The following is a 20,138-nucleotide window of genomic DNA, read 5'->3' as shown; positions in this document are numbered from 1 at the left end:
CCGACGGTACCGGTGCGGTCTGACAGCGATCATTGCCCCGCCCCCGGACAGCCTCGTCACATGCCGACGTCGGCGAAAGCCGCACACCCGCACGACAGTCGGACCCTATGATCGCTCCGCCCCGGTGGCCGCCACCGCCGCACACACCTCCGAGACAGGCCGAAGCCAATGACGAGCGCCACCCGCACAGCTCCCCACCGCCTTGCCCGCGCCGCGCAGACCGCGATCGCCGCGGCGACCGTGTCGGACGTGTTCCGCGCGGTGGCGCTCCGGGACCACTATCTGCACCCCTCGGACGCGTCCCTGCGGAGGTCGGGCCTCGTCTCCACGGTCTTCGTCTATCTGATGACCCTCACGACCGTCCTGTTCCTCGTGTGGCTCGCCCGGTCCCGGCGCAACGCCCAGGAACTGTCCCCCGAGGCCGCGGTTCCGAGCCCGGGCTGGACGATCGGCGCGTGGTTCATACCGGTGGTCAACCTCGTCGCCCCGCGCCGTTGCGTCCTCGACATCGGGCGCGCCGGCTCCCCCTCGTGGGAGAAGCGGGACACGACACTGGTGAATCTGTGGTGGGCCGCCTGGATCGGGCACGCGCTGCTGCTCACGGCGGCGAACCTGGCGGCCCCCCGCTCGCCGGCCCTCCTCGTGGTGACCGAGGCGCTCTTCCTCGCGGCAGCGGTCCTGGTGGGGCTGGTCATCGAGCGCGTCACGGCACGTCAGGCTGCTGCCCTCCGCGTCACGGTTCCTGTCGCCGCCCCGCAGCCTTGATCCCCTCGACGAAGCCAGCGAAGGCTCCCACCGGGAAGGTGAGGGTACGGGCGGCCGGGGCCTTGGAGTCGCGGACGGCTGTGAGCCGCACGCCCGGCAAGGACGCCGACGTGATCCTGCTGCGCACCGGCGGCCTCACCGTCTTCCCGGTCACCGACCCGGCCGGCACAATCGTCGCCGCCGGTCATCCGGGTCCGGTCGACACGGTTCCGATCGCGGGCCGGGTCGTGAAGCGCGACGGCGTGCAGGCCGACGTGGACCTGCGGGCACCGCGGACCCGCCTGCTGGAGTCCCGTGACCGGGTCGCGGCGGCGGCCGGCGTCCCGCTGGACGGCGCCTGGCAGCCGCAGCCGAAGTCGGTGTGACCGCAGCTCACTTCGTATCGGCGTCGGCGTCGGCCAGGGTGAAGCCGGCCCGGGTGAACTCCCGTCGGCTGTGCGCGAGCAGCTCGCGCACCGGTGGGTTGTGCGCGCTCCGCCAGACCAGGGCCAGCAACGCCGGTGTCTCGACGTCGTCGACGGTACGGGCGACGAGCCGGTCGCGGTGGCTCGCGGCCATCGACTCGCTGAGGACGGCCACGCCGAGCCCGCGCGCGGCGAGGTCGGCGATCGCGTCCGGGGCACTGGCCTGCAACGCGATCGCGGGCCGCAGGTCCTGCGCGGCGCAGGCCTGGTCGAACACCGCGCGCAGGCCGGTCCCGGTCGGCATGCACACGATCGGATGGGTCGTCAGGTCGCGCAGGGTGACACGTGGCCGGCCGGCCAAGGGGTGCTCGGCCGGGACGGCGGCGACGATCCGTTCGCTGATGACGGTCAGCGCGTCCAGCCCTTCGGGGGTGGCGCTCGCGGTCCCGACGAGCGCCATGTCCACGGTCCCGCCGCGCACACCGTCGACGAGCCGGTCCGAGCCGTCCTCGAGGAGCAGGAGCTCCACGCCGGGATGCGCCTCGTGGAACGCGGCGAGGGCGTCGAACAGCGGGGTGAGGGTGCAGCCGATGACCATCCCGACGGTGAGCCGGCCCCGGATCAGGTCGGTCACCTCTCCCACCGCCTGGCCGACCGCCCCGGCCGCGGTGAGTGCGGCGCGGGCGTAGTCGAGCGCGGCCCGCCCCGCGACGGTGAGAGTGACCGTGCGGGCCGACCGGTCGAACAGCTCGGCACCGAGCTCCCGTTCGAGCTGGCGGATCTGCGCGCTGACCCCGGACTGGCTGATGCGCACCCGCTCGGCCGCCCGCGTGAAGTTCCGCTCCTCGGCGACCGCGACGAAGTACTCCAGCTGCCTCAGCTCCATGACCACCCCTCCGTGACCGCGCCCCCACGACCGCGCCTCCATGACTGGAAATTCTAGTTCATAGAAGATCTATCTGTTGGACTTCTGGATGGCCTCCCACCACCCTGGAAGACGCCGACGTCCGAACCGAGGAGGTATCCCATGACGGAGTACGAGAAGGCCATGCGGCCCGAGGACATCACCCGCCTGTTCGTCGAGCGGTCCAACGCCGGTGACGCGGCCGGGGTGGCCGCGCTCTACGAAGAGGACGCGGTGCTGGCCTTCCCGCCCGGTGAACGGACGGTGGGGCGGGAGGCGATCCGCGCGCTGTGGGAGAAGGTGCTCGCCAACCGCCCTCGCTTCGAGCCGGAACAGCCGCTGCCGACGCTGGTCAGCGGCGACATCGCCCTCACCTCGACCCCGCCGAAGGACGGGACCGGAGCGCGGGCCCAGGTCGTCAGGCGCCAGCCCGACGGCAGCTGGCTGCGTCTGCTGGACCAGCCCGAGTTCGTGACGCCGCCGCAGAGCCCGGGGACGTGACGCGGGCGGGGGCCGCCTCCCGGTGAGCGGACCGTAAAACCCCGGCCGTTCCGGTGGCGAGAAACGGCCAGGACGGTGAAGGTGGGCGGCGGGGAACTTTTTCACGCGCAGGGAGAGCTGGAGATGCCCGAAGTCACTACTCCGTACCCGACCGGGACCCCTTGCTGGGTCGATCTGATGGCACAGGACCAGCAGGCCGCGCTGGACTTCTACCGTGACCTGTTCGGCTGGCAGGGCGAGGTCGGCGGGGCCGACTTCGGCGGGTACGCGGTCTGCACGCTGCACGGCAAGCCGGTGGCCGGCATCGGCTCGGCCATGGCACCCGAGGGGCAGCCGGAGCCGCCGACCGTCTGGACCACCTACCTGGCCAGCACCGACGCCCAGGCCACCCAGGACACGATCGTCTCGGCGGGCGGCACGCTGATCGCCCCGGTGATGGACGTCGGCGACATCGGCCGGATGCTGATCGCGGCCGATCCGCAGGGCGCCGTGTTCGGGGTGTGGCAGCCGGGCGACTTCCACGGCGCGGGGATCGTCAACGAGCCGGGCGCGCTGATCTGGAACGAGCTGAACACCAGCGACGTACCCGGCGCCACCGGCTTCTACGGCGAGTCCTTCGGGATCGAGATCCAGCCGATGGAGGGCGCCGACGGGACCTACTGGTCGCTCAACGTCGGCGGCCGGGCCGTGGGCGGCGCCGCCCAGCTCGGCGACGACCGTCCCGGCGTCCCGCCGCACTGGCTCACCTACTTCGCGGTCGACGACGTCGACTCCACCGTGGACGCCCTGGTCAAACGCAACGGCACCGTGTTCGCACCGCCGTTCGAGATGATGGCCGGCCGGATGGCCGTGGTCGCCGACCCGCAGGGCGCGACCTTCGCGGTGTTCAAGCCGAAGGAGATGTGAGCCGCCGACGGCAGAGCAGCCCCCGGCCGCAGGCACCAGCCCCCGCCCCTCTACCACTTTCCCAGCCGCCCGGGATACCCCTGAGACGACCGGCGGTACGGGCACGGAAGGGGACGGGGTCATGGGGATCGGGCAGGCCGGGGACGGCTGGCGGGTGGACGAGCGCTGCACGAACTGCGACGTGGCACGGCAGCTGGCCCCGGGGCTCGTCGGGGAGGTGGCGGGACGCTCGGCCGTACTGCGCCAGCCGGGCGACGCGGCGGAGACGGCACGGTTGCACGCGGCGGCGCACGCCTGCCCCACCCGGTCCGTCCGGCCACCGGGCGGTCGGCTGGACCCGGCCCGGGATCCGTTCCCGATGCCCCTGGAGGACCCCGGTTCCGACACCGGCGCCGTGCTGCTGTGCGGCCACAACTCGCCGCACACCGCGGGCGCCAACTCCTACCTCCTGCGCCGCCCCGACGGCACGTCGATGATGATCGACACCCCGCGCTGGAGTCCGGCGCTCGCCGCCCGCTACGAGGCGCGGGGGCCCGTCACCGACGTACTCCTCACCCACCGCGACCACGCGGCGCACGGCCGCAGCTACGCCGACGGCTTCGGCGCCCGGCTCTGGATCCACGAGGGCGACCTCGCCGCCGCGCCGGACGCCGACCGGGTGCTGCGCGGCACCGAACCGGCCGAGATCGCCGACGGCGTCCTCGCCCTCCCCTTCCCCGGGCACACCCGGGGCAGCGTGCTCTACCTGGCCGACGAGCGGTACTGCTTCAGCGGCGACAGCTTCTACTGGTCGCGTACGACGGCGGACGTCGAGGTGGTCGACAGCGTCACCTGGTACTCCATCCGTGAACTGGCCGCCTCCCTGGCCCGGACCGCCGACCGGCTGCGCTTCGAGTGGCTACTGCCGGGACACGGTGACCGCCGCCGCCTCCCCCACGAGGAAATGGCCGCACGCATACGGAACCTGACGGCCCGTACCCGCGAACTCGCGCCCCGCCCGGTGGACTTCACCGCAGTCCGCTGGTGAGTTCCCCCGCCCGGTCTCGTCTCCGGGTTCGGCCCCGCCCGCCGCCGCGCAGTGGTAGGACGGGGCTGGGGAGCGGTCTGCCGAAAAGGGGAGCTGGGCATGGCGGCACAGAACATCGACGACGTGGTGGACGGGCTCGCCGGGATCGTGCGGGAGGCCGAGCGGGGCGGTGACCGGATCGGGTACTTCGCGGCGCTGTACCGGCAGGTGACCGTCGAGATCCGCGCCGCCGTCCACGCCGGGCTGTTCGAGGACGGTCCCCGCATGGACCGGTTCGACACGATCTTCGGCAACCGCTACTTCGCCGCGTACGACGCCTGGCGCCGGGACCGGAGCGGGCCGCGCTGCTGGCGCGAGACGTTCGGGCTGCTGGACGACGCCGACACCGTCATCGTCCAGCACCTGGTCCTGGGCGTGAACGCGCACATCAACCTCGACCTGGCGGTGGCCGCCGCGGAGACCGTCCCGGGCGGGGACATCCAGGACCTGCGACACGACTTCCTGCTGATCAACGACATTCTCGCCCGGGTGGTGCTGGCGGTGCAGGACTCCGTCGACGCCCTGTCGCCCCTGCTGTCGCTGCTGGACAAGGTCGGCGGCCGCACCGACGAGCAGATCCTCGACTTCAGCATCCGCGAGTCCCGCGCGGAGGCCTGGTACAACGCCGTCCTGCTGGCCGGCCAGAACGCGGCGGAGCGGGCGGCCACCGTCGAACGGCTCGACACCAGGGCCGCCGTGCTCGCCCGGCTGATCGCGCGCCCCGACGGCATCGTCCGGCCGGCCCTGGAGCTGATCCGGCACACGGAGAGCGCCGACGTGCCGGCCGTCATAAGGCACCTGGACGGCGCCGTGGCGGCGACCGCCTAGCGGCCCCGCCGACGCCGGACGAGGTCCCGCACGTAGACCGCCAGGAACCCCAGGTACAGCACCGGCACCGTGACCGCCCAGGCCGGGGAGAGCTTCCCGCCGGCGATCAGGGAGCCTTCCATGAGGGCGACGCACAGCAGGAGCGCACCCTCACGTCGTTCGCCTCGCGTCATGACCGGAATTCCACAGGTCAGGCCGCACGTGGGCCGGCCTCTCCGGTTCACCCTTCGGTCACGATTGGATTTCGGCCACCTCCGGGGCCTTGCCTCAACCTCGTGTAATCGATTCCAATCCTCTCTACGCAATGCGTGTAATCGATTCCATGAGTTCCACGAGGAGGTGGAGCGGCGATGGCGAGTATCAAGGACGTGGCCGCCGCGGCGGGCGTCTCCGTCGCCACGGTGTCCCGTGTCCTGAACGACCATCCGTCGGTCAGCGCCGACGCCCGAACCCGTGTGCTGGCCGCCGTCGAGACGCTGGGCTACCGCCCGAACGCCGTCGCCCGTTCCCTGCGCACCGACCAGACCCGCACCCTCGGCCTGGTCATCAGCGACGTACTCAACCCGTACTTCACCGAGCTGGCCCGCTCGGTCGAGGAGGAGGCCCGCGCACACGGCTACAGCGTGATCATCGGCAACGCCGACGAGCGCCCCGAGCTGCAGGACCATCACGTACGGACACTGCTCGACCGCCGTATCGACGGGCTGCTCGTCTCCCCCACCGACGGCGGCTCGCCGCTGATGCTGGAGGCGGCGCGCGGCGGGACGCCGATGGTGTTCGTCGACCGGTGGATCCCGGGCGTCGACGTGCCCGTGGTCCGGGCGGACGGGCAGACCGCCGTACGGGACCTCGTCGCACACCTGTACGGGCTGGGGCACCGGCGGCTCGCGATCATCGCGGGCCCCGCGGCCACCACCACCGGCAGCGAGCGGGTGCGGGCCTTCGGGGAGGCGCTCGCCGAGTACGGCATCCCCCTCCCCGACGCCTACACAGGACAGGGCGACTTCCAGGCCGAGAGCGGGCGGCGGGTCACCGAGGGGTTCCTCGACCTGCCCGAACCGCCCGAGGTCGTCTTCGCCGCCGACAACCTGATGGCGCTCGGCGCGCTCGACGCCGTACGCGCGCGTGGCCTGCGGGTGCCGGACGACATCGCGCTCGCCGCGTTCGACGACATCCGGTGGTTCGTGCACACCGATCCGCCGGTCACGGCGATCGCCCAGCCGACCGGTGAGCTGGGGCGGGCCGCCGTCCGCGCACTGATCGACCGTATCGAGGGGCGGCCTCCGCAGTCCGTCACCCTCCCCGCCCGGCTCGTCGTGCGCCGCTCCTGCGGCGCGCGTCCCGGAATGAACCAGACCCCTGTGCAAAGGAGCACGTCGTGAGCAACCCGGACGAGTTGCTGCGCATCGAGGGCATACGGAAATCCTTCCCCGGCGTGGTCGCGCTCGACGGCGTCGACTTCGACCTGCGCCGGGGCGAGGTGCACGTACTCCTCGGTGAGAACGGCGCGGGCAAGAGCACCCTCATCAAGATGCTCTCCGGCGCCTACACCCCCGACGCGGGGCGGATCCTGGCCGGTGGCGAGGAGGTGCGCATCCACGGTGCGCAGGACTCCGAGCGGCTCGGGATCGCCACCATCTACCAGGAGTTCAACCTCGTACCCGACCTCACGGTCGCCGAGAACATCTTCCTGGGCCGGCAGCCGCGCCGCTTCGGGATGATCGACCGCAAGCGGATGGAGGCCGACGCCGAGGTCCTGCTGAAGCGGGTCGGCGTGAACGTCTCGCCGCGGGCCCGGGTGCGTGAACTCGGTATCGCCCGCCTGCAGATGGTCGAGATCGCCAAGGCGCTCAGCCTCGACGCGCGCGTGCTGATCATGGACGAGCCGACCGCCGTCCTCACCTCGGAGGAGGTGGAGAAGCTCTTCACGATCGTGCGGCAGCTGCGGGGCGACGGCGTCGGGATCGTCTTCATCACGCACCACCTGGAGGAGATCGCCGCTCTCGGGGACCGGGTCACCGTCATCCGGGACGGGAAGAGCGTGGGCCAGGTGCCCGCCACCACCCCGCAGGAGGAGCTGGTACGCCTCATGGTCGGGCGGTCCATCGAGCAGCAGTACCCGCGTGAACGCACCGAGCCGGGGGCCGCGCTGCTCTCCGTCCAGGGGCTGACCCGCGACGGGGTCTTCCACGACGTGAGCTTCGAGGTGCACGCCGGGGAGGTCGTCGGGATCGCGGGCCTGGTGGGTGCGGGCCGTACGGAGGTCGTACGGGCCGTGTTCGGGGCCGATCCGTACGACAAGGGGGCCGTGAAGGTCTCCGGTACGGCGCTGCGGCGGCACGATGTCAACGCCGCCATGTCCGCCGGGATCGGGCTCGTCCCCGAGGACCGCAAGGGGCAGGGGCTGGTCCTGGACGCCTCCGTCGAGGAGAACCTCGGGCTGGTGACGATGCGGAAGGCCACCCGGGCCGGGATCGTCGACCTCAGGGGGCAGCATGCGGCCGCCGAGCGGATCGCCGGGCAGCTGGGCGTGCGGATGGCCGGGCTCGGCCAGCACGTGCGGACGCTCTCCGGCGGCAACCAGCAGAAGGTCGTCATCGGCAAGTGGCTGCTCGCCGACACCCGGGTGCTGATCCTCGACGAGCCGACGCGCGGCATCGACGTCGGCGCCAAGGTCGAGATCTACCAGCTGATCAACGAACTCACGGCAGCCGGGGCCGCCGTACTGATGATCTCCAGCGACCTGCCTGAGGTCCTCGGGATGAGCGACCGGGTGCTGGTGATGGCCCAGGGGCGGATCGCGGGCGAACTGACCGCGGACGAGGCCACCCAGGACTCCGTGATGGCACTCGCCGTCAGCACCCCCGGCACCCCCACCACCACAACCGACAAGGAGGCCGGACGTGGCCACTGACACGCTCAAGAGCAAGAACACGGGCGCCGGTGGCGTCTCCGGCGTCCGCCGGCTGCTCCTCGACAACGGCGCCCTCACCGCGCTGATCGTTCTCGTCATCGCCATGTCGGCGCTGTCCGGGGACTTCCTCACCACCGACAACCTGCTCAACGTCGGCGTCCAGGCGGCCGTGACCGCCGTCCTCGCCTTCGGCGCGACCTTCGTGATCGTCGCGGCCGGCATCGACCTGTCGGTCGGCTCGGTGGCGGCCCTGTCGGCCACCGTGCTGGCGTGGAGCGCCACGTCGCACGGGGTGCCGGTGTTCCTGGCCGTCGTCCTCGCCGTCGCCACCGGCATCGCGGCCGGTCTCGTCAACGGCTTCCTCATCGCCTACGGCAAGCTGCCGCCGTTCATCGCGACGCTCGCGATGCTGTCGGTGGCCCGCGGTCTGGCGCTGGTGATCTCGGCGGGCTCCCCCATCGCCTTCCCTGGCTCGGTCTCGCACCTCGGTGACACCCTCGGCGGCTGGCTGCCGGTGCCGGTGCTGGTCATGGTCCTCATGGGGCTGATCGCGGCCTTCGTCCTCGGCCGGACCTACATCGGCCGCTCGATGTACGCGATCGGCGGCAACGAGGAGGCCGCCCGGCTCTCCGGGCTGCGGGTGAACAAGCAGAAGCTCGCCATCTACGCGCTGTCCGGGCTGTTCGCGGCCGTCGCCGGCGTCGTGCTGGCCGCCCGGCTGTCCTCCGCGCAGCCGCAGGCCGCCAACGGTTACGAGCTGGACGCCATCGCGGCCGTCGTGATCGGCGGCGCCTCGCTGGCCGGCGGCACCGGCAAGGCGTCCGGCACGCTGATCGGCGCGCTGATCCTCGCGGTGCTGCGCAACGGCCTGAACCTGCTCAACGTGTCCGCGTTCTGGCAGCAGGTCGTCATCGGCGTCGTCATCGCGCTCGCCGTCCTCCTGGACACCGTCCGCCGCAAGGCCGGGGCCACCCCGGTGGCCGCCGGCACCGGCGGGAACAAGGGCAAGCAGGCCGGGACCTACGCGCTGGCGGCGGTCGTCACCGTCGGCCTGGTGGCCGCGACCTCGCTGCTGCACACGGGCTCGTCGTCGGGCAGCACGAAGATGGGCCTGTCCCTGTCCACCCTCAACAACCCCTTCTTCGTGCAGATCCGGGCCGGTGCCCAGGCGGAGGCGAAGAAGCAGGGCGTGGACCTGACCGTCACCGACGCCCAGAACGACGCCTCGCAGCAGGCCAACCAGCTGCAGAACTTCACCAGCTCCGGGCTCGGCGCGATCATCGTCAACCCGGTCGACTCGGACGCGGCGAGCAACTCCGTGAAGGCCGCCGACAAGGCGCACATCCCGGTGATCGCCGTCGACCGCGGTGTGAACAACGCGAAGACGGCGACGCTGGTCGCCTCCGACAACGTCACCGGCGGTGAACTCGCCGCCAAGACGGTCGCCGAGAAGCTCGGCGGCCAGGGCAAGATCGTGATCCTGCAGGGCCAGGCCGGCACCTCCGCCGCCCGGGAGCGGGCGCAGGGCTTCGCCAACGGCCTGAAGGCCTACCCCGGCATCCAGGTGGTGGCCCAGCAGCCCGCCGACTTCGACCGCACCAAGGGCCTCGACGTGATGTCGAACCTGCTCCAGGCCCACCCGGACGTCCAGGGCGTCATCGCGGCCAACGACGAGATGGCCCTCGGCGCGATCAAGGCGCTGGGTTCCAAAGCCGGTTCGTCGGTCTCGGTGATCGGCTTCGACGGCACGCCGGACGGCCTGGCCGCGGTCAAGAACGGCACGCTGTACGCGTCGGTGGCCCAGCAGCCCAGCCAGCTCGGGAAGATCGCCGTGGACAACGCGCTGAAGGCCGTCAAGGACCAGAAGATCCCCTCGGCGATCAAGGTGCCGGTGAAGGTGGTCACGAAGGACAACGTGGCCGGTTTCACGGGCTGAGACACCGGAGCGGCGGCCGGGCGGTTGAATGGGGCCCCGGCCGCCGCACTCCGTCCGCCGTTCCGTCGTTCCGTCGTTCCGTCGTTCCGTCGTTCCGTCGTTCCGTCGTTCCGTCGTTCCGTCGTTCCGTCGTTCCGTCGTTCCGTCGTTCCGTCGTTCCGTCGTTTAGGGAGTCAACTGATGTACGACTACGACCTCCTGGTCGTGGGATCGGCCAACGCCGACCTGGTGATCCGTGTCGAGCGGCGACCGGGCGCCGGTGAGACCGTGCTCGGCGGTGATCTCGCCACCCATCCCGGCGGCAAGGGCGCCAACCAGGCGGTCGCGGCCGCCCGGCTCGGTGCCCGCACCGCCCTGCTGGCCCGGGTCGGTGACGACGCGCACGGCAGGCTGCTGCTCGACTCGCAGCGGGCGGCCGGTGTGGACACGGTGGGCGTGCTGGCGGACGGGGCGCCGACCGGCGTCGCCCTGATCACCGTGGACTCTTCCGGCGACAACAGCATCGTCGTCTCGCCGGGCGCGAACGGCCGTCTCACGCCGGCGGACGTGCGGGCGGCGGTCAGCCTCTTCCACGCCTCCAGGGTGGTGTCCACGCAGTTGGAGATCCCGCTGGAGACGGTGCTCGAGGTCGTACGGAACCTGGCCCCCGGCAGCCGTCTCGTCCTCAACCCCTCCCCGCCGCAGCCCCTGCCCGGCGAGGTCCTGGCGGCCTGCGACCCGCTGATCGTGAACGAGCACGAGGCGCGGGTGATCCTCGGCGAGGCGTGCGTGAGCGAGGAACCGGCCGACTGGGCCCGGCTCCTGCTCGCCAAGGGCCCGAGGTCGGTGGTGGTGACGCTGGGCGCGGAGGGCGCGCTGGTGGCCGACGGCCACGGGGTGGAGTCGGTGCCGTCCGTGAAGGTGGACGCGGTGGACACCACGGGCGCCGGGGACGCGTTCACGGCGGCCCTCGCGGTACGGCTCGGGGCGGGCGCGTCGCTCGCCGAGGCGGCGGCCTACGCGGCGCGGGTCGGGGCGGCGGCGGTGACCAGGCGGGGTGCGCAGGAGTCGTACCCGACGGCTGCGGAGGTCGACGCGCTGTGAAGCGGGCAGGGATTCTCAACCGTCATCTCGCCGGTGCGCTGGCCGAGTTGGGGCACGGGCACGGGGTGCTGGTGTGCGACGCCGGGATGCCGATCCCGCCGGGCCCGCGGGTCGTGGACCTGGCCTTCCGGGCCGGGGTGCCGTCCTTCGCGGAGGTGCTGGAGGGGCTGCTGGCCGAGCTGGTCGTGGAGGGCGCGACGGCGGCGGCCGAGATACGCACCGCCAACCCGGCCGCCGCGGCGCTGCTGGACGGCCACTTCCCCGACCTGGCCCTGGTCCCGCACGAGCACCTGAAGGACCTGTCCGCGCAGGCGCACCTGGTCGTGCGAACCGGCGAGGCCCGTCCGTACGCGAACGTGCTGCTGCGGTGCGGCGTGTTCTTCTGAACCCCGGCCAGGTGACGCACCCCCGAACCGCGCGGCCGGCCACGACGGCGCCGCAGACGACAGACGACGGCTCGGAGCACGGTCAAGACCCGGTCAGGGCTCGGGGAACACCAGGGTCACCCCGTACCGCTTCTCGGCCGCCCGCAGGGCCGGGACGAGCCTCCGGCGCAGGGTGCGGACCTCGGCGGCGTGGTCCGCGAGGAAACGGGCGCGCAGGTTCAGCCGGGCGGGGTCGCGGACGGCCTCGACGGGGCGCATGCAGTCCGCGTAGACGCGGCCCATGGCGCGCTCCGTGGCGGGCAGGTCGGCGGGCGCGGCGGCCTGCTGGCGGGCGTCGGCCACCCCCATGAAGGCCCGCTCGTCCTTGGCCGGGGTCCCGTGCCCGGCCAGGCAGCCGGGCAGGCCGCGCCGGGCCCGGACCGTGGCGGGGGAGCTGTCGACGGCGCCGAGTTCGCCGAACCAGCGCTGTTCCAGGGGCAGGTAGAGGTCGCTCAGCGCGGCCGCGGCCTTCGTGCCCTGTGCCTGGCAGCGGCGCACCTGTGCCGCGCTGCCGACGCGGGCCGTGCTGGGAGCGGTGGCGGCCGCGGGCACGTCGGCGCTGGTGCTCAGGCCGTGCCGGGCGACGAAGTCCAGGTCGGGCAGGGCGAAGAAGCGGATGAACGCGAGGGGGGCCTGGGCGGGCACCGCGAACCCGCCCCTGCGGGCGCAGTCGGCGGCGGCGATCCGGGTCACCTGCTGCCCGAACACGTACAGGCCCTGGGTCCACCGGGTCTCGGCGCCCGTCGCCGGCAGGACCATGCGCACCGGGTCGGCGGGCAGGGCGCGGCCGAGGCGGGCCGGGGCCACGGTCGCGGCGGGCGGGCCGGGCCGCCGGGCGGCGTCGGTGGAGCACGCGGTGCCGAGCAGGGCGACGGCCACCGCGAGCGCCGCGCGCACCAGGACCGGGCGCCGGAACATCCGGACCACTCCTCTCCCCTCCGTTTCCCATGTTTCCTGTGTGTCCTGCATGGCACGCGACTTGCGGTGCGGACAGGGCCTCCGGGCCCGCCGGGGACCGGAGGCCCTGGAACCGGGTCAGTGCACGACGTGGACGGTGTCGCCGCCGTTCGCCGCACTCGCCACGGTGAACGTGGTGTTGTCGGAGACGTCGGTGCACAGCAGCTCGCTGTCGACGGCGTAGGAGCCGTCGTAGAGCCAGATGTAGCCCGCGTCGCACGTCTTCCAGGTGCCGGTGGAGCTGTGGTACAGGCGGCCGGCGTAACCGTCGTAGCCGTAGACCGTCGTGTCGTTGACGTAGGTCAGGTTGAGGTCGCTGCAGCTGCTGCTGGCCGACTTCTTGACGTGGGTGCCGCCGGTGCCTTCGTACGCCGAGGTGGTGAGCGTGGACGTCACGCAGGCGTCCGGGGCGGCGGACGCGGCGGGCGCGAACACCAGACAGCCGGCGGCGGCGACGAGCGCGAACGCGCCGGCGGTGATGGCCTTCCTCATGGTTTCCCCCATCTGGTTCGGATGTGAGGCGGATCGGGCACCCGAAACGCTCGCAGAGCACGTGTCCCGCGGGCCACGCCCTTCGACAGGGGTCTAAAGTCCCGCACCGGCGGCCGGACTTCGCCGCTCCGGTGGTACGGGGGCACACTCATGTGGCTCGTGGGGCGTGCCCCGAGGTCGACCTGAGCAACGCGGCCCCGAGCGGCGTGAGGGTGTGCAGTACGGTGTTGTGGCGGCGTCGGCTGATGACCAGTCCCGCGTCGCGCAGGACGGTCGTGTGGTGGGTGGCCGTGGGCGTCGAGACGCCCAGCAGGCGGGCCAGTTCGGAGGTGGTCGCGCCGAGCGCGAGGAACCGCAGGGCGGCCGCGCGGGTACGGCCGAGCAGTGCGGCGAGCGTGGCGTCGGGCGGGAGTTCGGGGACGGCGCGGCGGGCCCCGTGCACGGGGTAGACCAGGACGGGCCGCAGGGTGTCGTCCGCCATCGAGACCGGTGACTGCCAGCAGAAGTACGAGGGGACCAGGCGCAGCCCGCGGCCGGCGAGATGCAGGTCCCGGTCCTCGACGTAGTCGACCTGGAGGACGGGCGGCCGCCAGCGGACGGAGGGTGACAGGCCGCGAAGCAGTCCGTCGGCCCCGGTGTCGAGGGCGTCGCGCGCGAGCAGGGCACGCTCCGCGGCGACGGCGGCGGCGACGCGGCTCTCGTGGGGGGCGATCACCGCCTCGTGGTAAGTGCGCAGAAGTTTGGCGAGTTCTTCCCTGGTCTGGCGTTCCACGAGCCGGGGCGCCCAGTCGGGAGCGCCGCTGAACCGCTCCAGCATCCGGACCTCGTGGGCGACCCGCTCGGGCGGCGTGTCGACGACGGCCGCGAGCCCGCGGTCCAGGCCGTCGGCGGCCTCGTGCGGGGTGAGGAAGTCGGGCAGGTAGCGGGCCCGGGGCAGGATCGGGATCAGGAGCCGGCTGACGGCCGCGCCGAGCGGGGTGTTGGTGAGGGTGGTCCGGGTCTCGCGGTACCAGTCGGCGTAGGCCCAGCGGCCCCGCGAGGTCTGTAATCGGTGCAGGCTGCAGGCGATCTCCCAGAGCGGGTCGGGGGTGCTCGCCACCTGGACGCGGGTCAGGTCCTGAGGCGTGAAGTGGATGCGCAGCACGGGAACCGCCCCCCGAGTCGAACAGTCGTCCGGTAAGGAGCAGCCTGCGGCACACGGCTCCCGGGAACAACTCAGGAATCGGCCGCGACGGCGCCAGGACATGTCCGGACCCGCCCGGGCAGGCCCGGCCCCCCGGGCACGCTTCGAGAGGGCCCGGTCCGTCGACCGAATCCCCTCGGCTCTCCCCCTTCGCGCCAGAACCCCCGCGATCCCCCCGGATCCCCCTCCGAAAGCCCTGACGCCGGCTATGACCGGCGGGACGGCGGGACGGTTGTACGCCGGTCCGGGATCTTCCGTCCGGGGTCACGTGTACCGCCCGGCGGGGAACCGGACCGCTCCGCAGCGTGCTCACCCGTCACTGGACGTAGCGCGCTCCCGGTCCGCCTCCGGGAGTGATGCGAACCCTGTGGCCGCCGTGCAGTCTGGAGGGGGGAGCGCGTCGTGCGACCGCGAGCGGCGTGGCCGGCAGCGGCGACGTCACGGCCGGCGCCAGACGCAAGGGGAAGAGGCCCCATGAGGGAACACCCGCTGATCGAACACCATGGCATCATCGGTGACCTGCAGACGGCCGCGCTGGTCTCGACCGAGGGAACCATCGACTGGTTCTGCAGCCCGCGATTCGACTCGCCGAGTGTCTTCGGGGCGCTGCTCGACAGTGAAAGCGGCGGTCACTGGACGATCGCGCCCCGGGCACCGACGTACGCGACGAGGCAGCTCTACTACCCGGACACCTGCGTGCTGCTCACCAGGTTCATGACGGAACAAGGCGTCGGATCGATCGTGGATTTCATGCCGCCCGCTTCGCCACGCGATCCGACGAACCGTCACCGGCTGGTCCGCATGCTGCGGTGCACACGCGGTGAGATCTCGTTCGACATCGAGATCGCCCCCCGGTTCGACTACGCCCGCCAACCGCACGAGGTCACCTCGCACCTGGGCGGCTGGCACTTCGCCGGCCGCGACACGCAGGTGACCGTCCATACGGTGGACACACCCGGCGAGGAGTGCACGGGCGACCGGAGGATTCGCGACGGCGACGTGTGCATGACCGTGAGGCTGCGCGCCGGCATGACCCGTGGCCTGGTGCTGGAGACATTCGCCGACGGCCCGCCACGCACCGTCCCACCGGAGGAGTGTGAGCGGCTCCTGGAGGACACGATCACCTTCTGGCACCACTGGCTGGCGCGTTCGCGCTACACCGGGCGGTGGCGGGAGATGGTCAACCGCTCCGCCATGACGCTCAAACTCATGACGTACGCCCCGACCGGGGCGATGGTCGCGGCTCCGACCACCAGCCTGCCGGAACAGGTCGGAGGCGAGCGCAACTGGGACTACCGCTACGCGTGGGTGCGCGATGCCTCGTTGTCCCTGCACGCGCTGCTCGGGCTGGGATTCACCGAGGAAGCCGTGGCGTTCACCGAGTGGCTGGGCAACCGCGTTCAGGAGTACGCCGGTCCGGGCGAGCACCCTCTGAAGGTCATGTACCGCATCGACGGCTCCTCCGACCTGGCGGAGCAGACCCTGGATCACTGGGAGGGCTACCGAGGCTCCGCTCCGGTACGGGTCGGCAACGGTGCCGCCGGCCAGTTGCAGCTCGACATCTACGGATCGGCGCTGGAATGCCTCCACTTCGCCGACCAGCAGGGCCTGCCGACGACCTGCCGCATCTGGCAGGCGCTGATCAACACGGTGGACTGGGTGTGCGAGAACTGGGACCGTCCCGAAGCGGGCATCTGGGAGACCCGGGGCGGCGACAAGGACTTCACCTACGGACGGCTCATGAGCTGGACCGCGCTGGACCGGGCCGTCCGCATGGCCACGCGCAGCGGCCGCCCCGCCGAGGTGCAGCGCTGGACGAAGGAACGCGACGCCCTCTACTGGCAGATCCTGCGGCGCGGGTGGGATCCGCGGCGGGCGGCGTTCACGCAGTACCTGGGCAGCGACGTCCTGGACTCCGCACTCCTGCGGATGCCCGCGGTGGGGTTCATCCCCCCACAGGATCCGCGATGGCTCGCGACCCTGGACGCGATCAGGAAGGACCTGGTGTCCGACGGCCTCGTGTACCGGTACGACCCCGCCGCCTCCCCCGACGGACTGCTCGGTTCCGAAGGCACCTTCTCCGCATGCACTTTCTGGTACGTCGAAGCCCTCGCCCGCGCCGGCCACCTGCGTGAAGGACGGCTCGTCTTCGAGAAGATGCTCACCTACGCCAACCATCTCGGCCTGTACTCCGAGGAGATCGGGCTGACCGGCGAACAACTCGGGAACTTCCCGCAGGCGTTGACCCACCTCGCTCTCGTGACCGCGGCACTGAACCTCGATGCCCATCTCGACGCGGCCAAGCCGGGCTTCCCGCCCACCTCCCCGCTTCCGGTCCCCTTCCTCTACGCCCAGCCGATGTCAGCGGCAGCCGAAGGCCCACTGCTCACGCCGACCACGCCGTATCCGTCGGACCACGTGATCCGCAGGTGAGCACAGCAGCAGCACCCGGGCGGAGTTCCGGCGAAGCTCCGGCGGCGTCTCGCCTTTCAGGCTGCCGCGTGGCGACGGGGGCGGTGACGGGCGGCGATGGTCGCGGTCAGGGCTTCGACGGCGTCGACGGTCGCGGTGCTCAGAGCGACGGCGCGGCCGGCCGTGACACTGCCGGAGCCGTCGGTCGTCTCGGCCGGCAGACCTGAGCGGGCGGTGAAGGAGTCGAAGACACGCCGCAACGCCCCCGGGGCCACGGTCTCGGCTCCGGCGGCGGCGCGGGCCAGGGCGGTGAGGTGTTCGTGCATCGGATCGACCAGTTCGGTCAGCTCCGGCACGGTGTCCTGCGGGGTACGGGGCAGGTTCTCACCCAGCAGGCTGGCGCATCCGGCGACCGCGGACACCTGGGTCCTGATCTGCTCCAGCTGCTCACCCGACCAGGGGCAGCGGCGCTCGGACGGCTCGGCGTGCGACTGCTCCACCGCTGCTGTCAGGTGCCCCCTGAGCTGCCGTGATCGCGTGCGCAGTGCGTCGACCGCGGCCCGGTCGGCCGCCCCGACGTCGGCGTAGCCGGTCAGCAGCTCGGGCAGCAGCCGGTCCTGCACCCGCAGCCACTCCGCGAGCAGGCCCGGCACCCGCCGGGCGGACCAGGTCGGCCAGACCAGGAAGACGAGCACGGCGAGCGCGGCGCCGACCACCGTGTCGGCGGCGCGCGCCCACGCCGTGGGCCCGGGCAGCCCGCCGACGTGGTGGATCAGGAAGACGATCCAGGTGGTCAGCCACAGGTTGAGCATCAACTGCCCGGTCCGCAGGGTGACGAACGACGCCGCGGCCAGCACCACCGACAGGGCGGCGAGGCCGACGGGCGACCAGTGCGGCAGGGACAGCGCCCAGGCGAGGACGCCGCCCAGCACGGCCCCGGCCGCCCGTCCCCAGGCGCGGGCGACGGTGTGCCCGTACTCGGGGAAGAGCACCAGCATGGTGGTCAGGGCCACCCAGAAGCCGTGCGCGGAGATGCCGAGACCGCCCCACCCGCCGATCGACCGGCCGATGACCTCGGCGACCACCACGGCGACGGCGAGCCGCACCGCATGGCGGAAGATCGGTGACTGGGGGCGCAGTTGCGCCCGGATCCGCCGGGCGGTGCGCGCCACGGAAGGGGTCCCCGCGTACAGACCCGGCACCTCGGCGTGGGGCTCCAGCACATCGCCGAGGCGGTCGTCGGTCGAGGACCGGGCCAACTGCTCGGCCTGCCGCAGCCGCGCGGCCAGGTCGCGCGGGCCGCGCACGGGCGAGGCGGCCGCCCACGACTCCAGGAGGGTGCCGGCCGAGTCGGCGGGGCGGTGCCCGCGGCCGGAGGCCACCGTGCGGGAGACGGTGCCCAGCACCTGCGCGGCGGCGGCCAGCGCCTCCTGGGTCCCGGCCGCCGGTTCCGTCAGCCGGACGGTGTGCAGCGCCCGGCGGATGCGCTCGGCCTCGCCCAGCAGCCCGAACAGGGCCGCCGCGGTCGGCCGGCTGAACTGGGGCAGCAGGTCCAGGGTCTGCCGAGCCGCCGTGAACGGAGCGGTCCCGCCCAGGGCGGCGAGGTCGGCCGCGACCGAGGCCTCGGCGAGCGAGCGGTACAGGGCGGCGAGGGCACGACGCTGGGCGGCGAACCGTGGACCGTACGGCGGGAGCAGCTGCACCACCACGACGATTCCGGTCCCGACCGCGATCCACCCGGCCATCACCAGGCCGCCGTGGACGCCGGGAGCGAGATCGGCCGTGATCATCAGCCCGATGACCGCGAGGCAGCCCCGGATGCCGGACGCGACGCCCAGCGTCCGCCAGAGCCCGGTGACGAACGCCGCGAGACCGAGCAGCAGCAGGAACGCCCAGGTGGTGCTGTGCACCAGGGCCCCCAACACCGCCGTCGTGCTGAAGGCCACGGCCATCCCGAACGCGTTGACCACGGGGTGGCGCAACGGGCTCACCAGCGTGCCGACGCCGCAGATGAACGCACCGACACTGGCCATGGACCCGGCCACCGGGTCGTCGAGGAGCAGGCCGAGGACCGTGGCGAGCAGGACCCCCAGTACGGCCCGCGCGATCGCCGAGGGGGCCGCGAACGCCCGTTGGATGCGCAGCCCGTCCCGGCCGATCCTGATCAGCGACGACCACCAGCGCATGTACGGGCCTCCTCAGCGGCACGGCGCGGGAGCAGCGTTCTCATCCTCTGCCCGTCCCGGCGCGGCCGCCACTCGCTGTACCTGGACCGCTGGCGGCCGGTCAGCTCTCCAGCCGGACCGGCATCAGGAGTGAGAGGGTGCCCTCGTCCTCGGGCCGGCGGATCGTGATCGGGGCCGTGGGCGCGCCCAGCTCCAGGACCAGCCGGTCGCGGGCGCCGGCGGCCAGCGCGGCCAGCAGGAACTCACGGTTGACGGCGACGCGGTCCGAGTCGTCGTCGGCATCGGCGCAGACGGCCACCGCGCCGCCGTCCGCCACCCTGAGCACACTGAGGTCGGGTGCCCCGGGCTCTCCGGAGCGGACGGGACCCGTCTCCAGAGCCTGCCGGAAGGCCGCCACCTCGACGACGGTGCGGCGTCCGCCGGGCCGGGGCAGGAGACGGCGGTAGTCGGGGAAGTCGTGGTCGAGGCACCGGCCGGCCGCCTGCCGGTCCCCGGCCTCCAGGGTCACGCGGTCACCGTCGAGCGAGAGTCGCGCGGGCCCCTCGCCGTCCAGCAGCGCACGCATCGCGTCGGCGAGCGGAGTGGGCACGATGACCTGCACCCGGCCCCCCTCGTACCCGGTGAAAGCGGCCCGCGCGACCGCCATCCGGTACCGGTCGGTGGCCACGGCGTGCAGGCTCTCGCCCTCGATGTCGAACAGGACCCCGCCGAGCATCGGCAACTCGGGGTCGGTGCTCGCGGCGAAGCGAACGGCGTCCAGGGCGGCCGCCAGTGCCGGCGCGGCGACGGACAGGCGGACGGAGGCGGTACGGAGCGAGGTCATGACGTTCTCCCGGTGGTCGAGTAGGGCTCGGAGCGCGGAGAACTCGGCGCGGGCGCCGGACAACCCCTGTTCCAGACGGCGCAGGTGTGCCGTGAGCAGCTTCCGGACCAGATCGGTGTCCGGGCCGGACCAGCCGGCCAGCACCAGCCGGATGTCCGCCAGCGGCATCGAGGCCCGGCGCAGGCGGGCCAGCAGGCGGGCCTCCTCCAGCTGCCCCGGCTCGTACCAGCGGTATCCGCTCACCGGATCCACCCAGGCCGGGACCAGCACGCCGGCGCGGTCGTAGAACCGCAGGGCGCTCACGCCCAGGCCACTGTCGCGGGCCATCTCCCCGATGCTGCGCATGTCGTCCT

General features: G+C 72.6%; 20 protein-coding genes. 12 read left to right on the top strand and 8 right to left on the bottom strand.

The annotated features are described in order from the left end of the window. Positions 1-168: 168 nt before the first annotated feature. Positions 169-765 (top strand): DUF4328 domain-containing protein, encoded by a 597-nt coding sequence (locus tag BLW82_RS27655; protein ID WP_093502786.1) that lies wholly within the window; start codon positions 169-171, stop codon positions 763-765. Here BLW82_RS27655 and BLW82_RS27650 read toward each other — a convergent pair. Continuing rightward, positions 734-856 (bottom strand): DUF397 domain-containing protein, encoded by a 123-nt coding sequence (locus tag BLW82_RS27650; protein ID WP_256215974.1) that lies wholly within the window; start codon positions 854-856, stop codon positions 734-736. The two genes, BLW82_RS27655 and BLW82_RS27650, sit on opposite strands and share 32 nt — an antisense overlap. Between BLW82_RS27650 and BLW82_RS43500 the strand changes: the two genes are divergently transcribed. Continuing rightward, entirely contained in the window at positions 846-1,130 is a 285-nt protein-coding gene (locus BLW82_RS43500; protein ID WP_177232769.1) for a hypothetical protein, read from the top strand. The genes BLW82_RS27650 and BLW82_RS43500 overlap by 11 nt on opposite strands. Positions 1,131-1,137: 7 nt before the next feature. Here BLW82_RS43500 and BLW82_RS27645 read toward each other — a convergent pair whose 3' ends face one another. Next, entirely contained in the window at positions 1,138-2,055 is a 918-nt protein-coding gene (locus BLW82_RS27645) for a LysR family transcriptional regulator (protein ID WP_093502782.1), read from the bottom strand. A 141-nt stretch (positions 2,056-2,196) separates the two neighbouring features. Here BLW82_RS27645 and BLW82_RS27640 point away from each other — a divergent pair, with 141 nt between their 5' ends. From BLW82_RS27640 to BLW82_RS27625, 4 genes are all read left to right on the top strand, one after another. Next, positions 2,197-2,574, top strand: coding sequence for a YybH family protein (locus tag BLW82_RS27640; protein WP_093502780.1), 378 nt, complete (start codon positions 2,197-2,199; stop codon positions 2,572-2,574). A 123-nt stretch (positions 2,575-2,697) separates the two neighbouring features. Next, the gene (locus tag BLW82_RS27635) at positions 2,698-3,480 is read left to right on the top strand and encodes a VOC family protein (RefSeq protein WP_093502778.1); all 783 of its coding nucleotides are present in this window, start codon (positions 2,698-2,700) and stop codon (positions 3,478-3,480) included. A gap of 121 nt (positions 3,481-3,601) precedes the next feature. Further along, positions 3,602-4,507, top strand: coding sequence for a 4Fe-4S domain-containing protein (locus tag BLW82_RS27630; RefSeq protein ID WP_093502776.1), 906 nt, complete (start codon positions 3,602-3,604; stop codon positions 4,505-4,507). 99 nt (positions 4,508-4,606) lie between these two features. Then, positions 4,607-5,374 carry a DUF5995 family protein gene (locus tag BLW82_RS27625; protein ID WP_093502774.1) on the top strand — a complete coding sequence of 256 codons (768 nt, stop codon included), beginning with the start codon at positions 4,607-4,609 and terminating at the stop codon, positions 5,372-5,374. Here the strand turns inward: BLW82_RS27625 and BLW82_RS44595 are convergent. Then, positions 5,371-5,547: a hypothetical protein gene (locus BLW82_RS44595; RefSeq protein WP_177233086.1), complete on the bottom strand. Its 177-nt coding sequence runs from the start codon at positions 5,545-5,547 to the stop codon at positions 5,371-5,373. The two genes, BLW82_RS27625 and BLW82_RS44595, sit on opposite strands and share 4 nt — an antisense overlap. Positions 5,548-5,724: 177 nt before the next feature. Between BLW82_RS44595 and BLW82_RS27620 the strand changes: the two genes are divergently transcribed. From BLW82_RS27620 to rbsD, 5 genes are all read left to right on the top strand, one after another. Continuing rightward, entirely contained in the window at positions 5,725-6,756 is a 1,032-nt protein-coding gene (locus BLW82_RS27620) for a LacI family DNA-binding transcriptional regulator (RefSeq protein ID WP_093502772.1), read from the top strand. Beyond that, entirely contained in the window at positions 6,753-8,288 is a 1,536-nt protein-coding gene (locus BLW82_RS27615) for a sugar ABC transporter ATP-binding protein (protein WP_093502770.1), read from the top strand. Before BLW82_RS27620 ends, BLW82_RS27615 begins: the two co-directional genes overlap by 4 nt. Continuing rightward, the gene (locus BLW82_RS27610; RefSeq protein ID WP_093502768.1) at positions 8,278-10,224 is read left to right on the top strand and encodes an ABC transporter permease/substrate-binding protein; all 1,947 of its coding nucleotides are present in this window, start codon (positions 8,278-8,280) and stop codon (positions 10,222-10,224) included. Before BLW82_RS27615 ends, BLW82_RS27610 begins: the two co-directional genes overlap by 11 nt. A gap of 180 nt (positions 10,225-10,404) precedes the next feature. Beyond that, positions 10,405-11,307, top strand: a complete 903-nt coding sequence (gene rbsK / locus BLW82_RS27605; protein WP_093502766.1) for a ribokinase — start codon at positions 10,405-10,407, stop codon at positions 11,305-11,307. After that, the gene (gene rbsD, locus BLW82_RS27600) at positions 11,304-11,693 is read left to right on the top strand and encodes a D-ribose pyranase (protein WP_093502764.1); all 390 of its coding nucleotides are present in this window, start codon (positions 11,304-11,306) and stop codon (positions 11,691-11,693) included. Before rbsK ends, rbsD begins: the two co-directional genes overlap by 4 nt. Positions 11,694-11,786: 93 nt before the next feature. Here the strand turns inward: rbsD and BLW82_RS27595 are convergent, their stop codons facing one another. From BLW82_RS27595 to BLW82_RS27585, 3 genes are all read right to left on the bottom strand, one after another. Next, positions 11,787-12,650 (bottom strand): hypothetical protein, encoded by an 864-nt coding sequence (locus BLW82_RS27595; RefSeq protein WP_093502762.1) that lies wholly within the window; start codon positions 12,648-12,650, stop codon positions 11,787-11,789. A 117-nt stretch (positions 12,651-12,767) separates the two neighbouring features. Then, complete coding sequence (locus BLW82_RS27590; RefSeq protein WP_093502760.1) at positions 12,768-13,181, bottom strand: sensor domain-containing protein; 414 nt, start codon at positions 13,179-13,181, stop codon at positions 12,768-12,770. A gap of 148 nt (positions 13,182-13,329) precedes the next feature. After that, positions 13,330-14,325 carry an ArsR/SmtB family transcription factor gene (locus tag BLW82_RS27585; protein ID WP_093502758.1) on the bottom strand — a complete coding sequence of 332 codons (996 nt, stop codon included), beginning with the start codon at positions 14,323-14,325 and terminating at the stop codon, positions 13,330-13,332. A 513-nt stretch (positions 14,326-14,838) separates the two neighbouring features. Between BLW82_RS27585 and BLW82_RS27580 the strand changes: the two genes are divergently transcribed. Beyond that, a complete protein-coding gene (locus tag BLW82_RS27580) occupies positions 14,839-16,797 on the top strand; it encodes a glycoside hydrolase family 15 protein (protein WP_093502756.1) in 1,959 nt (652 codons plus the stop codon). Between the two features lie 56 nt (positions 16,798-16,853). Here the strand turns inward: BLW82_RS27580 and BLW82_RS27575 are convergent, their stop codons facing one another. Both BLW82_RS27575 and BLW82_RS27570 read right to left on the bottom strand, forming a co-directional pair. Further along, positions 16,854-18,962 carry an FUSC family protein gene (locus tag BLW82_RS27575; RefSeq protein WP_093502754.1) on the bottom strand — a complete coding sequence of 703 codons (2,109 nt, stop codon included), beginning with the start codon at positions 18,960-18,962 and terminating at the stop codon, positions 16,854-16,856. Between the two features lie 100 nt (positions 18,963-19,062). Then, positions 19,063-20,130, bottom strand: coding sequence for a DNA polymerase III subunit beta family protein (locus tag BLW82_RS27570; RefSeq protein ID WP_093508306.1), 1,068 nt, complete (start codon positions 20,128-20,130; stop codon positions 19,063-19,065). Between the last annotated feature and the right edge of the window lie 8 nt (positions 20,131-20,138).

This window comes from Streptomyces sp. Ag109_O5-10 (assembly GCF_900105755.1).
Taxonomy (GTDB): domain Bacteria; phylum Actinomycetota; class Actinomycetes; order Streptomycetales; family Streptomycetaceae; genus Streptomyces.
This window is presented reverse-complemented; position numbering and strand designations above follow the sequence as displayed.

Coding starts and splice junctions, on each gene's coding strand:
- rbsK (WP_093502766.1), top strand. CDS start 10,405: ATGTACGACTACGACCTCCTGGTCGTGGGATCGGCCAACGCCGACCTG.
- BLW82_RS27595 (WP_093502762.1), bottom strand. CDS start 12,650: ATGTTCCGGCGCCCGGTCCTGGTGCGCGCGGCGCTCGCGGTGGCCGTC.
- BLW82_RS27580 (WP_093502756.1), top strand. CDS start 14,839: ATGAGGGAACACCCGCTGATCGAACACCATGGCATCATCGGTGACCTG.
- BLW82_RS27620 (WP_093502772.1), top strand. CDS start 5,725: ATGGCGAGTATCAAGGACGTGGCCGCCGCGGCGGGCGTCTCCGTCGCC.
- BLW82_RS27590 (WP_093502760.1), bottom strand. CDS start 13,181: ATGAGGAAGGCCATCACCGCCGGCGCGTTCGCGCTCGTCGCCGCCGCC.
- BLW82_RS44595 (WP_177233086.1), bottom strand. CDS start 5,547: ATGACGCGAGGCGAACGACGTGAGGGTGCGCTCCTGCTGTGCGTCGCC.
- BLW82_RS27625 (WP_093502774.1), top strand. CDS start 4,607: ATGGCGGCACAGAACATCGACGACGTGGTGGACGGGCTCGCCGGGATC.
- BLW82_RS27645 (WP_093502782.1), bottom strand. CDS start 2,055: ATGGAGCTGAGGCAGCTGGAGTACTTCGTCGCGGTCGCCGAGGAGCGG.
- BLW82_RS27640 (WP_093502780.1), top strand. CDS start 2,197: ATGACGGAGTACGAGAAGGCCATGCGGCCCGAGGACATCACCCGCCTG.
- BLW82_RS27570 (WP_093508306.1), bottom strand. CDS start 20,130: ATGCGCAGCATCGGGGAGATGGCCCGCGACAGTGGCCTGGGCGTGAGC.
- BLW82_RS27635 (WP_093502778.1), top strand. CDS start 2,698: ATGCCCGAAGTCACTACTCCGTACCCGACCGGGACCCCTTGCTGGGTC.
- BLW82_RS27655 (WP_093502786.1), top strand. CDS start 169: ATGACGAGCGCCACCCGCACAGCTCCCCACCGCCTTGCCCGCGCCGCG.
- BLW82_RS27630 (WP_093502776.1), top strand. CDS start 3,602: ATGGGGATCGGGCAGGCCGGGGACGGCTGGCGGGTGGACGAGCGCTGC.
- BLW82_RS27575 (WP_093502754.1), bottom strand. CDS start 18,962: ATGCGCTGGTGGTCGTCGCTGATCAGGATCGGCCGGGACGGGCTGCGC.